Below are 14,335 nucleotides of genomic sequence, written 5' to 3'. Positions count from 1 at the left end.
AAAACAAAGCACCCTAAACGGATAACATTCCTTTAGGGTGTTGTTATTTTATATGACAACTGATGTATTAAAACGCGGTCATGATAACTTGAAGATTTGATTGGCATCACCGTATTTTGATGAAGTCTTGGGCTGTGACATAATAAAGACCAACTGAACTAGGTCGGTTGGTCTTTTAAATATTGTTTTTTTTAAGGGCGATTATTCCGCCATTTCTTGGTCCAAATCTTCATTGATCGATCTTATTTTAAAACGCAACCATATTTTAAACTTGGTCACCAAAAAGAATAAAATTGGTACGACAATTAGGGTCAAGAATGTTGCAATCAGCAATCCATAAATTACGGTCCAAGCCAAGGGCCCCCAAAATACAACGTTGTCTCCACCCATATAGATATCGGCATCGAATTCTCTAAACAACGAAAAGAAATTAATGTTTAGACCGATAGCCAAAGGCACCAATCCTAAAATAGTTGTGATCGCTGTTAATAAAACCGGACGCAAACGGGCTTTACCAGCCTTAATAATACATTCAAACAGATCATCAATTTCCAAATAGTCGCTTTTTTCTAAATTGAGTTGGTATTTTTTACGTTCGATGAGCAATTCGGCATAATCTAAAAGAACAACACCGTTATTTACTACAATCCCCGCCAAGGAAATAATTCCAACCATGGTCATCATAATCACAAAAGCACTTCCAGTGATCACGATACCTCCAAATACACCTATAAAACTCAAAAATATGGCCAACATGATAATGGCAGGTTTTGATATGGAATTGAATTGGAAAATAAGGATAAAGAAGATCAGTCCGAGCCCAGTTAAAAAGGCCCCCACCAAAAATGTCATTTGTTTTTCTTGCTCTTCAATTTGTCCCGTATAATCAATTTTGATGCTTTCAGGCATGTTCTCATAGCTTTTCATTTCGTTTTGGATCTGTGCCACAATGGCCCCCGCATCGGTGTATCCTGGCGTTAGTGCAGAATAGACCGTCACCACCCGATTGGTGCCTTTATGTTTAATGGCACTAAAACCTGAAGTGTTTTCATATTTAATGAGAGTGGATAATGGAATGTCTTTTATCTGACCTTTGTTATCTCTAAATGTGATATTTTGGTTAAACAGTGCATTGGTGTTGTAACGGATATCTTCATTAAAGCGCACATATATATCATAGTTGTCTCCTCCTTCCTTATAAATGCCTGCTTTTGCCCCAAATATGGAGTTTCGTAATTGCTGGCCTATCTGAGCCGCACTTACGCCAAGTTCACCTGCTTTTTCGCGATCAATAATGACACGCATGCTCGGCTTGTCCTTGTTGACATCAATTTTGAGTTCATCAATACCCGCAATATTTTTGGTATTTATAAATTCACGCATGTTTTCTGCAACGGCAATCAATTCGTTATAATCTTCACCTTGGATTTCTATATTGATTGGTGCGCCTACCGGTGGACCATTGGCGTCCTTTTCAACCGATATCAACACGCCAGGATAGATGCCTACCAAAGCTTCCTGGACTTTTTGACGAAGCAGCTCACTGTCAGCGCCTCTTCGGTATTTAAATTCACGCATGGAGGCTGTGATTTTAGCTTTGTGCGGCATTTCAGCGGCCGACCCCATATCTGCTTGTGGATCTCCAGCGCCTTCGCCAACCTGAGAAACGGCACTTTCTACCAAGAAGTTATAATCTCCGTCACGATATTGATCATCATTTATGACATTATAAACGCGTTTTTCAATTTGTTTTGTAATGGCGTTGGTCTTTTCAATGGCAGTACCTTGAGGGTATTCAATATATACTATAATTTGATTTGGTTTATTATCTGGGAAAAACTCTACTTTTGTGCGCTTGGCACCTAAAGATGCACCAAACCCTATGAATGCCAGAATCAACAGGGCAAATGTCCCAAGGCTTAAAATGTAGGGCATCTTTCCGGAAAGCGCTCTACGAAGTTGACGTTCATACCAATTTTCTAGTTTAACTAACGTACTATTTTGAAAGCTATTGGCCCATTTTCTTAGGAAGAAACGATATACCCATAGCATGATAGCCGTAAATATCATTAATGAACCAAGCGCGCGATATTCACCGGCTACAAAAAATACAATCAGTCCTATAATGGCCATTACACTAGTAATGATGATAATGCGCTTTAAAGGCATGTTTTTATCCTCAATACTCATATATTGAGATACCAAAACGGAGTTGAAAAATATGGCAACAAACAATGAGGACCCAAGAACTATAGATAAAGTAATGGGTAGAATCATCATGAATTCGCCCATAATTCCTGGCCATAATCCTAACGGGATAAATGCCGCAACGGTTGTAGCCGTAGAAATAATGATCGGAAATGCAATCTCTCCAATACCTTTTTTGGCAGCTTCTACACGGCTCATGCCTTCTTCATCCATCAATCGATAGACGTTTTCAACCACTACAATCCCGTTGTCAACCAACATTCCCAAACCCATGATCAATCCAAAAAGCACCATAGTGTTCAAACTATGGCCCAGCATATTCAGGATCATTAAGGACATGAACATGGACATCGGAATTGCGAATCCAACAAAAACGGCATTCTTAAATCCTAAGAAGAACATCAGAACCGTCACGACCAAGATGACCCCAAAAATAATATTGTTGACCAAGTCATCAACCTGACCTATGGTTACTGAAGACTGGTCATTGGCAATAGAAATCTTCAGGTCTGGTGGGAAGACTTCAGCCTTGGCTTTATCAATTATAACTTTAACCTGCTCTACCGCATCCACCATGTTCTTTCCGGCACGCTTCTTTACGTCCAACATAACCACTGGATCCCCAAATTCGCGTGCAAAGGTGGTTTTATCTTCTTCTTTAAACGTTACGGTAGCTACATCTTTAAGATATATGGCATTCCTGTCCTCTGACTTGACCACAAAGTTCTCCAATTCTTTGGGCGTGTTAATTTCACCCAAAACACGAATGGTACGTCTTTGTCCGCTGGCTATTAAATTTCCTGCAGACATCGTGACATTTCCATTTTTTATAGCTCCTATAATATCATTAAAAGTAACCTGGGACGCCATCATTTTATAGATATCCACGGCCACTTCTATCTCCTTTTCCTGTGCACCACGAATGTCCGCTTTTTTAATTTCCTGAATATCCTCAATTTCATCCTGGAGGTATTCTGCAAATTCCTTGAGTTTCTCAACTGTATAGTCTCCCGAAATATTAATATTAAGAATGGGCATTTCTTCAGAAAGGCTCATTTCAAAAACATCAGGTACAACTTTGGCATCGTTAAATGTCGGCCAATCCTCACTGGCAGTTTCACTGTCTATTTCATCCTTTACCTTTTGTTTAGCTTGTTCTACGGTAATGTTTTCATCAAATTCCACAACCACCATAGAAAAATCTTCTTGGGATGTAGAGGTGATCTCTACCACATTACTTAAGGTTTTCAGCTTGTCCTCAAGCGGATCGGTGATGAGTTTTTCAATATCTTCTGCCGTGTTTCCAGGGAAAATGGAACTTACAAAAACTTTAGTGATGTTGACTTCCGGAAAACTTTCCCGAGGCATACTGAAAAATGCGGAAACGCCTAAATAGAAAATCACGGCAATCAGCACATACATGGTCGTTTTATTGGTAATTGCCCATGAAGACAAGCCAAACTCCTTTTCCACCTGTTTTCTTTTTTTAGTCATTTTGTTGGTTATCTAATATTAGTATTTCTACGGTTTGTCCGTCTTTGACACTTCTTGCGCCTTCCTGGATCAGTTCCGCACTATTTTCTATTCCTTCCAAGACCTCGATCAGATCACCTTGCGTGCGTCCAGTTTTGATAATTACTCTGGTAGCCGTGCCTTGATTTCTATCATTTTTGTCCTTCACCACATATACATATTGTTCACCTTCGGCATTTTCAGAAATAATGCTTTGTGGAATTAAAATTGCCTCTTTATTCGTGTAATCGTTAATCTTTAATCGCGCGGTCAAATTGGGCTTAATATCCCTTTCCTTATTAGGAATAGCAATTTCTGCTTTAAATGTTCTATTGGAAGGATTGATAACATTGCTGATTTGACGCACTTTGGTATTGATGGTTTTTCCGAGAATAGGGAAGATGACCTCTACATTTTTCCCTACGGTAATGGTGTTGAGGTGACGTTCTGGAACCTCAGTTTCAATATACATATTATCCAAATTTACTATCTGCATTAATTGTGTTTGCCCTGCCACAACAACGCTGCCTTGTTCTGTAATAATAGCATCAATTTTCCCTGAAAATGGCGCTTTTACAATAGTTTTTGATATTTGTTGCTGGATTTGGTTCACCGCTTCAACCTGTCCTTCATAATTGGATTTTGCTTGCAGAAATTGGATTTCACTTCCAATTTTTTGATCCCACAATCGTTTTTGACGTTCGAAAGTGGTTTGCGCCAAATCCTTTTGGATCTGCTGTTGCGCTAATTGCTGACTCAATCCGCCATCGTCAATCTTAGCTAGAGTTTGACCTTTGCTCACCCATTGGCCTTCTTTCACATAAACGTTGGTAAGGATACCGTTATACTCTGGTGTTATGACCATTAAATCCTTGGTGGTAACATTCCCTTGTAGTTCCAATACGTGATTGAATTCTTCCGGAGTGGCTTTAAATGCGGTAACGAGGGGAACGTTTTTGGTGGTGTCCAAAACCGAGATTTTTTCATCCAACAACATGATCTTATCGTGGAGCACTTGCTGCTGGTCTACAAGTTCCGCTCTCTTTTTTCGGATGGTTTCAAGATCATTGCTTTCCAATGCTTTTTCAACCGTGTTTTTTTTGCCATCACCGCAGGAGGTCAGGAGAATACTTAATGTTAAGATGGTGAGTATGTATTTCATTTTTGATTGATTTAATGGATTAAGGTGTTGTAATGTTTGTTTTATAAGTTATTTGTGATTCGTTTTATTCCGCTTTTGATCAGAGTAACATTAGAATTTAGAAGCATGCCTAATTTGCAATCTGATAATTTTAAATAGGTCAGTTCTTGTGCTATATGGATATCGTTTAACGCCTCAACAGATTTAATTTCTATTATAATTTTATTTTCAATAATCAAATCCACTCTATATCCAACATCTAATTTTACTTCTTCATATATTAAGGGTAATGGTTTCTGTCTTTCAACTAAGATTCCCAATTTTTTTAGTTCATAGAACATACACGCTTCATAAGCACTCTCAAGAAGTCCAGGACCTAATGCCTGTGCACTTTCAAGGCGCAATGAAAGATGATTTGGGAAATCCCGTTTTATGTCATGATTTGTTATCTAATTTGAACTTCATATTTATGTCTTGTTCTTTTGCGATTTTTTTAACGTAGGGTTCACAGAGATTCTTCGTACAGGGCGCAATCATTGCGTTCTCTGCGTTTTGCTTTGCGTTCTTTGCGGTTAATTGGTTAACACATTCAAAGCAGTCTCCAACTCAGCCTTCGCATTGATAACATCCAACATGGCTTGTAATAGTTCCTGTTGTGCTGTGTATAATTGCGTTTGGGCCTGGCGTAAATCAAAACTTGAGGAAATGCCTTCAAAAAATTTGGTTTGATTTTTTGCTTCAATACGTTCGGCAAGCTTTAAATTTTGTTTTTTATTGTCATAATCTTCTATGGCGAATTGATAATCGCTTTTTGCAGCGGCAATCTCAAATTGAATATTCTGTTCTTTTTCAAGGAGTTCTGTTTTTGCTTTTTCCAGGTTTATCTGTGCCCGTTGGGTTGATGCACTTCGCATTCCGGAACTGAAAATGGGAATATTAAGACTGACCCCAAAAAGTGAAGAACCAAACCATTTTTGATCTTTGTTTGCAAAGCTGAAATCATCGGTATATGCTGAATAGCCACCATTGATAAAACTAGTGAGCGTTGGTAAAGCCTTGCTCTTTTCTAACTTCACTAAAAGCTCCTTGGACACTTTATCGTTTTCTGCAATTTGATAATCAATTGTGTTTTGAACATTGACTTCGGCCTCCATCAGGCTTAAAGAAATGTGTTCTTGAGTTAATCGCTCCAAATTATCGCTTAAACTAGTTGGCCAATGAATGTCCAAACCAAGCGTCATATTAAGCATTTGATAGGCCAATGTTTTCATTCTACGCGTATTTTTCAAACTACTTTCAACACCAGATAGGGTAATTTGTAGCTGCTCGACATTTTCCTCCTCTCCCAATCCATTTTCAAATATCTTGGTGGTTTCGTTGAGGTTCTTTTCAAGTACTTTTAAATTGCGTTCTAAAATTTGAATGGTTTCTTCTGCTAGCAATACATTGCCATAAGCATTGATTACGGCTTTTCTGACTTCCAATTCCGTTTTGGTATTTGCGTTCTGCGAAATTTCCAGAAATACTTTAGCAGATTGTAATCCTACCAAATAAGAGCCGTCAAAAATTTGTTGACTTAAGGTAGCTGTAGCATTCATGTTTTGTTTGGTCCCAAAAATAACTTCGGCAAATTCTCCTGGGGTCCCACCAAAAAACTCTGCCGGAATCACTTGAACTTGCTGTTTTAAAAAGTTTTGATAATCAACTGCAGCGTTTAATTGGGGCAGTCCACTTGCCGTGGTTTCCCATTTTTGGGCCTTTGCGGCCTCAATGTCGCGTTGGGAATTGATGGCTCTCCGGTTATTTTTAAGTGCAAAATCTATGGCTTCTTGCAAGCTGAACGTTGTTGGTGGCTCCTGTGAGAATGTGAGTAACGGGGAAAGAATCAACAAAAGAAAATAGAATGTGTTTCTCATTAGGTTAGTTTTGATTATTGATGATTTTTGTGAGTACTTCCAGGCCTTTTGGAGTGCAAATACCTCTGACGTGATATTCCAGATAATGGTTCATTAAAGAAGACATTGAAAAGTGTTTGAGCGGAAACAATTGCTTGTCTTTTAATGACCTGATAGAAGTGAAATACAGTTTTGAAATTATATCGATTTCTAAATTATCCCGATAAAGTCCGAGTGTGATGCCACGTTTCAAATTGTCTGCAACGCAATCTTCCATCAATCGGTATTGCTTAGACCTTAAAGAACTAAAAATTTTAGGGTAATATTTTTGTAATTGGTGGTACGGAGAGGATTTTTCATCCTTTAAATGCTCCATCACAAGTTTTTTTATATCGTAAATTTCCTCAATAGGATCTTTTTGCAATTGGCAAATGGCGTCAATGCCTTGTGAAATGATCTCAAAGACTTCTAAGGTTGAAGCCTCTACCAATTGCGTTTTGTTTTCGAAATGCACATAGATGGTTTTCTTGGAAATGCCCAATTCATTGGCAATATCGTCCATAGTCACACTCTTGACACCAAGTGACAAAAACAGTTCCGTAGCCCTATGTACAATTTTTTCTCTCATAAGCGGTTGCAAAAATACGACAGGAAACTTTAAAAACAGTAAAAGTTTCCAAAGTTTAATAAAAATTTAATATTGATTTTTAGGCTTGTTTTCCTGCCGGGATTTGCCTTATTTTTGTTCTATGCAAAAAATTTCTTTCTACCACACGGCCTTTATTTCCTATTTAGAAGAAAATATCCGATCAAAAGAGCCTGCTTCTTTATATGATCCTATTCTTTATATCTTAGGATTAGGAGGTAAGCGTCTGCGGCCCATTCTAACATTAATGACCGCCGAAGCGTTTAATGATGATTATCAAAATGCACTCGACGCTGCCTTAAGTGTTGAAATATTTCATAATTTTTCGTTGATCCATGATGATATTATGGATGCAGCGCCCTTGCGCCGAGGCCAACCGACAGTTCATGAAAAATGGGATGTCAATACCGGAATTCTGTCGGGAGATGCCATGCTGATTTTGGCCTATCAGCTTTTTGAGCGCTACGATGCCACTACTTTTCAGGATTTGGCAAAATTGTTCAGCAAAACGGCTTTGGAAGTTTGTGAAGGACAGCAATATGACATGGATTTTGAAACAAGAGAGGATGTGACTGTTGAGGAATATCTGAAAATGATTGAATTCAAAACAGCAGTTTTGGTTGGTGCTGCAATGAAAATGGGTGCCATTGTGGCCTCGGCATCAAAAGAAGACCAAGATTATATTTATGAATTTGGACGTTTATTGGGGGTTGCCTTCCAACTCCAAGATGATTATTTGGATGCGTTTGGAGATCCCGAAACTTTTGGGAAGCAGGTGGGTGGCGATATTATCGAAAACAAAAAAACCTATTTATTCATTAAAGCCTTAGAGTTTTCTAATGATGAGGATAAATTGGAACTTCAACATTTATTTGGCATCAATCCGACTGATCCTTCTGATAAAATCGAAACCGTAAAGCAAATTTTTCAAACGAGTGGTTCGGCAGATGCCACGCGCAAGGAAATCGAAAAGTATACTAAAAAGGCTTTTGCGGTGCTCGACGAACTTTCTATTCCTGAAAGTAAAAAGCAAGCTCTGAAATTATTTGGGGATGATTTGATGAACAGAAGGGTTTAAGAGGTTATGGAAAATTTGAAAACCTTTGATGATGTGATGGATCAAGCTCATAAATGGGAACTTTATGCAAAACTTGTGGATCAACTCAATAAAGATTTGGCCTTGGCTAATGTAGATTTAGAATTTGACTCTGAGGTTTTGCCAACAAGTTTAAAGCTCCTATTGCATGAAGAAGTTTATCGCCTCATTCAACATAAATTCATGGATTATCTCAATTTGCTATATATAGTAGATGTTTCTGAAGAAAAAATAAAGCAATTGGATGGAAATGATACTATCCAGTTGGCAGAAAATGTCACTTTTTTAATCCTTAAACGCGAATGGCAAAAAGTGTTTTATAGAAATAGGTTCAGCTCCTAAGTTGACCGAAACTCAAGGTTCTTGTTTTTCGAGTACATCTTTTATGGACTGGTAAATAGGTTAGTCCTTCTAAAAATACACCCTCACAAAGGGTACCCAGGCATCGCCATATATGCTCTTTCCCTCATCATATAACACGTCGTATCTTATTCCAACCGACACGTTATGAGATCTATAGCCAAGGCCTAAAAATAAAGCGGGATACCAATAATTTTCATTGGGGCGTGCATACCTATCATCCCAATTTCGACTGACATTGAGTTCTTCAAATTCGGCCGATAGCTGAATTTCCGGTATGGGATTGAACAAGCCAATCAGACTTCCTCCAAAAACAGTCGATTTGTATAAGTCTTTCCGTTTATTATACGTGCCATTTAGTCCAACCCCAAAGGCAAACTGCTCATTAAATTCATAAATTGCGCTTGGGGCCAAGGTTCCACTGAAAAAACCATCTCCAAAACTCAATCCAATCCCACCTCCAAAGCGAACATGGCTCCAGAAATCAGAAGAGGATTGCGTTGTTCTTAATTGTGCCAAGCAACTTGAAGATAATAGAATGATAATAAGACAAGATAACAGGGTTTTATTTAGTGGGAATCGCATAAATTTGGTATTTTGTTTATTGATACAGTTATATCATATAAATATACTAAAAGCAATTCTTATTTTGTTAAAAGTTGTATTTTTGAATAAAATTTGAAAACATTTGAACGTCTTACAGAAATGATGGATAAATATTCCTTTTTAAATGCCGCTCACTCAGCTTATTTTGCTGAATTATACGATCAATATTTACGAAATCCTGATTCGGTTGAGCCAAGTTGGAGAGCCTTTTTTCAAGGATTTGACTTTGGTTCAGAAAACAGTGAGGTTACCTATGATGATGGTGCTGTCTGTATTTCACCCGAAATTCCTGATCATCTGCATAAGGAATTCAACGTCATAAGATTGATTGATGGATATAGAAACAGAGGTCATTTGTTCACAAAAACCAATCCTGTCAGGGAGCGTAGAAAATATGAGCCCACTTTGGCTCTTGAAAACTTCGGACTTCTAAAAGAAGATCTTCAAACTGTTTTTTCTGCAGGTGATATATTAGGAATTGGCCCACAGACTTTAGAAAGTATTGTGGATCACTTAGAGAAAATTTACTGCTCTTCCATCGGTCTGGAGTATATGTATATCAGAAATCCGAAAGAAATTGAATGGATTCAGAGCAAGTTGAACATCAACGACAATCAGCCTAAGTTCTCTACAGATCAGAAAAAACATATTCTCAGCAAACTGAATGAAGCGGTTACCTTTGAAAGCTTTTTGCATACCAAATATGTGGGTCAAAAGCGTTTTTCATTGGAAGGAGGAGAATCTTTGATTCCAGCTCTTGATGCGCTCATTGAAAGTGCCGCTGAAATTGGTGTGAAGGAATTTGTCATGGGAATGGCCCATAGAGGTCGATTAAGTACACTCATCAACATTTTCGGAAAATCAGCAAAAGATATTTTTAGTGAGTTCGATGGAAAGGATTATGAACAGGAAGTTTTTGATGGTGACGTAAAGTATCACTTAGGATGGACTAGCGATAGAGAATCTACAGGTGGAAAGAAAATAAACTTGAACATTGCACCAAACCCTTCCCACTTAGAGACGGTGGGCGCGGTGGTAGAAGGTATTGCAAGAGCCAAGCAAGATGATAAATATGCTGATGACCCATCGCAGGTGTTGCCAATTATTGTCCATGGTGATGCTGCCATTGCCGGACAAGGTTTGGTTTATGAAGTGATTCAGATGGTCAATTTGGACGGATATAAGACCAGTGGTACCATACATATTGTAATCAACAATCAGATAGGGTTTACTACTAATTACCTTGACGCCCGTTCAAGTACTTATTGTACTGATGTTGGTAAAGTCACTTTATCTCCGGTATTGCACGTTAATGCGGATGATGTTGAAGCCGTAGTGCATGCCATGTTGTTTGCATTGGATTTTAGAATGACTTTTAAGCGCGATGTGTTCATTGATCTTTTGGGCTATCGAAAATATGGACACAACGAAGGTGACGAGCCGCGTTTTACTCAACCAAAACTGTATCGAGCCATTGCCAAACATAAAAATCCGAGAGAAATCTATGCAGATATTCTTATAAAAGAAGGTATTGTTGACAAGGATTATGTCAAAAATCTTGAGGAAGTATATAAAGCATCATTGGAAGAGGAACTAGAGGATTCCCGTAAGCAGGAAAAAACCGTCATTACCCCATTTATGCAAGATGAATGGAATGGCTATGAATATGCTGATGTCAATATGATGATGCAAGAGGTAGATACTACTTTCTCCAAGGAAAAATTAGCTGAGATTGCCGAAGTGATTTCGACATTGCCAAAAGATAAAAAATTCATACGTAAAATAGAACGACTTGTTCAATCCAGAAAAACCATGTTTGATGAGGATAAACTGGATTGGGCAATGGCTGAGCATTTGGCTTATGGCACACTGTTGCAAGAAGGTCATGATGTACGCATTTCGGGTCAGGACGTTGAACGGGGAACATTCTCCCACCGTCATGCTGTTATAAAAGTAGAAGACAGTGAAGAAGAAATTGTCCTTTTAAACCATATCAGTGATGGGCAAGGTCAGTTTTATATTTATAATTCATTGTTGTCTGAATATGGCGTAGTAGGTTTTGACTATGGATATGCTATGGCAAGTCCTAATACATTGACCATTTGGGAGGCACAATTTGGTGATTTTGGAAACGGGGCTCAAATAATGATAGATCAATATATTTCTGCGGCAGAAGATAAATGGAAGCTGCAAAACGGGTTGGTCATGTTGTTGCCACATGGTTATGAAGGCCAAGGCGCTGAACATTCCTCAGGTCGTATGGAGCGTTTTTTACAGCTTTGTGCTAGTGATAATATGTTTGTAGCCGATTGTACCACACCTGCAAACATGTACCATTTGTTGAGAAGACAGATGAAGACCAATTTTAGAAAACCACTCATCATCTTTACACCAAAAAGTTTACTAAGGCACCCTCTAGTGGTGTCCACCGTAGATGAATTTGCAAATGGAAGTTTCCAAATGGTCATTGACGATGATAAAGCTAAGGTGGATAAAGTTAAAACTTTGGTTTTTATGACTGGGAAGTTTTATTATGATCTTTTGGAAGTACGAGAAGAACAAAAAAGAGAGGATGTCGCATTGGTCAGAATAGAGCAATTATTTCCTTTGCCTGCAAAACAGTTGAGAGACATCATAAAAAAATATAAAAATGCCGATGATATTGTCTGGGCCCAAGAGGAACCTCGCAATATGGGAGCCTATGGCTTTATGATGATGCATTTTGAAGAGTCCAAGTCGTTTAGAATAGCTTCGCGACGCGCTTATGGCGCACCGGCCGCCGGAAGCGCAACACGTTCTTTACGTCGTCATAAAGAAGTGATTGATTATGTGTTTGACAAAACAAAGAACAACCAGCGATAAAGAAGTCATCTTTTTGGAATTACAAATTGAGATGTTTTTTGGTTTGAATTAAGTACTTTGAAACCACAAGAAATCGAAAATAGGATTTATGAAATCAGACATCAAAATGTGATGTTGGATTTTGATTTGGCGGAAATGTACCAGATTGAAACTCGTGTTTTGAAGCAGGCCGTTCGGAGAAATCTTGAGAGATTTCCTAAGGACTTTATGTTTGAACTTACTGAAATGGAGATAGTGACCATGGTATCACAAAATGTGATACCATCAAAACAACAACTTGGTGGAGCAAAGCCTTTCGCTTTTACGGAGCAAGGAGTCGCAATGCTTTCGAGTGTATTAAGAAGTAAGATAGCTATTGAAATCAATATTTCAATAATAAGAGCTTTTGTTCTTATGAGACAATATGCGTTATCGCATAAGGAGTTGAGTGAGAAATTGAGTCAGCTTGAAAATAAATTCAATAAACAATTTAATGATGTTGCAGATGCATTAAATTTTTTATTACAAAAAGACAAAATAGAAACAGAACAAAAACAACGCAAACCAATAGGTTACAAAAAACAATAAGAACTATGATTTTAGAAATGAAAGTTCCTTCACCAGGAGAATCCATTACAGAAGTAGAAATTGCAGCATGGTTAGTTGCGGATGGTGACTATGTAGAAAAAGACCAAGCCATTGCTGAAGTTGATAGTGATAAGGCCACATTGGAACTTCCGGCAGAAGCCAGTGGGACTATTACCTTGAAGGCAGAAGAAGGAGATGCAGTTGCCGTGGGCGCTGTGGTATGTCTGATTGACACATCCGCCGAAAAGCCTACAGGTGATTCTGATGCTAAGCCTGTGAGCAAAGGTGATGAAGGTTCTGGTGACAAAAATGTTGAAAAAGAACTTTCCAAAGAACAAAAGGAAACACCGAGTAAGGAGGTTTCCGAAAAAGCACCAAGCCCTGAACAGAAAACATATGCTTCTGGAGTAGCAAGTCCTGCAGCCAAAAAAGTATTGGCCGAAAAAAACATGTCGGCTTCTGATGTCAGTGGAACGGGGAAAGATGGCCGTATCACCAAGGACGATGCGATAAAAGCAGTACCGTCAATGGGTACGCCAACTGGAGGAAAACGCGGCGTTTCACGTTCAAGATTGTCGATGTTGCGACGTAAGGTAGCCGAGCGTTTGGTCACTGCAAAGAATGAAACAGCAATGTTGACTACCTTTAATGAGGTGGATATGACTGCGATTTTCAAAATACGCGAAGAATATAAAGAAACCTTTAAAAACAAGCATGGTGTAGGTTTAGGCTTTATGAGTTTCTTTACACTTGCTGCGGTCAGAGCTTTAAAGGAATATCCTGCAGTCAACTCCATGATTGATGGTCAAGAAATGGTGAGCTATGATTTTTGTGATATCAGTATTGCCGTTTCAGGACCTCGAGGTTTGATGGTTCCGGTCATTAGAAATGCTGAAAACCTATCCTTTAGAGGTGTCGAAAATGAAGTAAAACGATTGGCAATCAGAGCACGTGATGGACAGATTACGGTAGATGAGATGACCGGAGGTACCTTTACAATTTCTAATGGTGGTGTCTTTGGAAGCATGCTATCCACTCCAATCATCAATCCGCCGCAAAGTGCAATCTTGGGAATGCACAATATTGTGGAACGTCCTGTAGCTATTGACGGACACGTTGAAATTAGACCAATCATGTTCCTGGCGGTATCTTATGACCACAGAATTATTGATGGTAAGGAAAGTGTAGGTTTCTTGGTGGCGATCAAAGAGGCTTTGGAAAACCCGATTGAGCTGTTAATGGATAATGATGTGAAGAGAGCGTTGGAGCTGTAAATTGCAATCCCAGTAAAATAAAAAAAGAGGCTGTCTGAAAAGAGGCCACTGAAAAAGTCCCCTTAAAAATATTGGGGTAAAAAGAGATAAAAAGGAGTGTAAACCGTAGTGTTTTCACTCCTTTTTTCGTATCTTTTTTACTGATTAACAAACACTTGGATATGTTAT

The 14,335-nt window shown here is 38.6% G+C and carries 11 protein-coding genes; 5 read left to right on the top strand and 6 right to left on the bottom strand.

What is annotated here, in order from left to right:
• Positions 1-201: 201 nt before the first annotated feature.
• From G6N06_RS08720 to G6N06_RS08700, 5 genes are all read right to left on the bottom strand, one after another.
• Entirely contained in the window at positions 202-3,702 is a 3,501-nt protein-coding gene (locus tag G6N06_RS08720; protein WP_163515955.1) for an efflux RND transporter permease subunit, read from the bottom strand.
• On the bottom strand, positions 3,695-4,882 hold the full coding sequence (locus G6N06_RS08715) for an efflux RND transporter periplasmic adaptor subunit (RefSeq protein ID WP_163515953.1): 1,188 nt from the start codon (positions 4,880-4,882) through the stop codon (positions 3,695-3,697). Before G6N06_RS08715 ends, G6N06_RS08720 begins: the two co-directional genes overlap by 8 nt.
• 41 nt (positions 4,883-4,923) lie before the next feature.
• Positions 4,924-5,265 (bottom strand): GxxExxY protein, encoded by a 342-nt coding sequence (locus tag G6N06_RS08710; RefSeq protein WP_308469750.1) that lies wholly within the window; start codon positions 5,263-5,265, stop codon positions 4,924-4,926.
• Between the two features lie 168 nt (positions 5,266-5,433).
• Positions 5,434-6,777: a TolC family protein gene (locus G6N06_RS08705; protein WP_163515950.1), complete on the bottom strand. Its 1,344-nt coding sequence runs from the start codon at positions 6,775-6,777 to the stop codon at positions 5,434-5,436.
• Positions 6,778-6,781: 4 nt separating this feature from the next.
• Positions 6,782-7,384, bottom strand: a complete 603-nt coding sequence (locus tag G6N06_RS08700; RefSeq protein WP_163515948.1) for a TetR/AcrR family transcriptional regulator — start codon at positions 7,382-7,384, stop codon at positions 6,782-6,784.
• A gap of 121 nt (positions 7,385-7,505) precedes the next feature.
• Here G6N06_RS08700 and G6N06_RS08695 point away from each other — a divergent pair, with 121 nt between their 5' ends.
• Entirely contained in the window at positions 7,506-8,480 is a 975-nt protein-coding gene (locus G6N06_RS08695) for a polyprenyl synthetase family protein (protein WP_163515946.1), read from the top strand.
• A gap of 6 nt (positions 8,481-8,486) precedes the next feature.
• The gene (locus G6N06_RS08690; RefSeq protein ID WP_163515944.1) at positions 8,487-8,840 is read left to right on the top strand and encodes a M3 family oligoendopeptidase; all 354 of its coding nucleotides are present in this window, start codon (positions 8,487-8,489) and stop codon (positions 8,838-8,840) included.
• 69 nt (positions 8,841-8,909) lie between these two features.
• Here G6N06_RS08690 and G6N06_RS08685 read toward each other — a convergent pair whose 3' ends face one another.
• Positions 8,910-9,443 carry an alpha-ketoglutarate decarboxylase gene (locus G6N06_RS08685; protein WP_163515942.1) on the bottom strand — a complete coding sequence of 178 codons (534 nt, stop codon included), beginning with the start codon at positions 9,441-9,443 and terminating at the stop codon, positions 8,910-8,912.
• Positions 9,444-9,566: 123 nt separating this feature from the next.
• Between G6N06_RS08685 and G6N06_RS08680 the strand changes: the two genes are divergently transcribed.
• The 3 genes from G6N06_RS08680 to odhB are packed head-to-tail and all read left to right on the top strand — an operon-like array spanning position 9,567 to position 14,167.
• Complete coding sequence (locus tag G6N06_RS08680; protein ID WP_163516196.1) at positions 9,567-12,326, top strand: 2-oxoglutarate dehydrogenase E1 component; 2,760 nt, start codon at positions 9,567-9,569, stop codon at positions 12,324-12,326.
• Between the two features lie 57 nt (positions 12,327-12,383).
• Positions 12,384-12,893, top strand: coding sequence for an ORF6N domain-containing protein (locus G6N06_RS08675; RefSeq protein WP_163515940.1), 510 nt, complete (start codon positions 12,384-12,386; stop codon positions 12,891-12,893).
• 5 nt (positions 12,894-12,898) lie between these two features.
• Positions 12,899-14,167 carry a 2-oxoglutarate dehydrogenase complex dihydrolipoyllysine-residue succinyltransferase gene (odhB, locus tag G6N06_RS08670; RefSeq protein ID WP_163515938.1) on the top strand — a complete coding sequence of 423 codons (1,269 nt, stop codon included), beginning with the start codon at positions 12,899-12,901 and terminating at the stop codon, positions 14,165-14,167.
• Positions 14,168-14,335: the final 168 nt, after the last annotated feature.

The organism is Gelidibacter japonicus (assembly GCF_010725055.1).
Taxonomy (GTDB): Bacteria; Bacteroidota; Bacteroidia; order Flavobacteriales; family Flavobacteriaceae; genus Gelidibacter; species Gelidibacter japonicus.
This window is presented reverse-complemented; position numbering and strand designations above follow the sequence as displayed.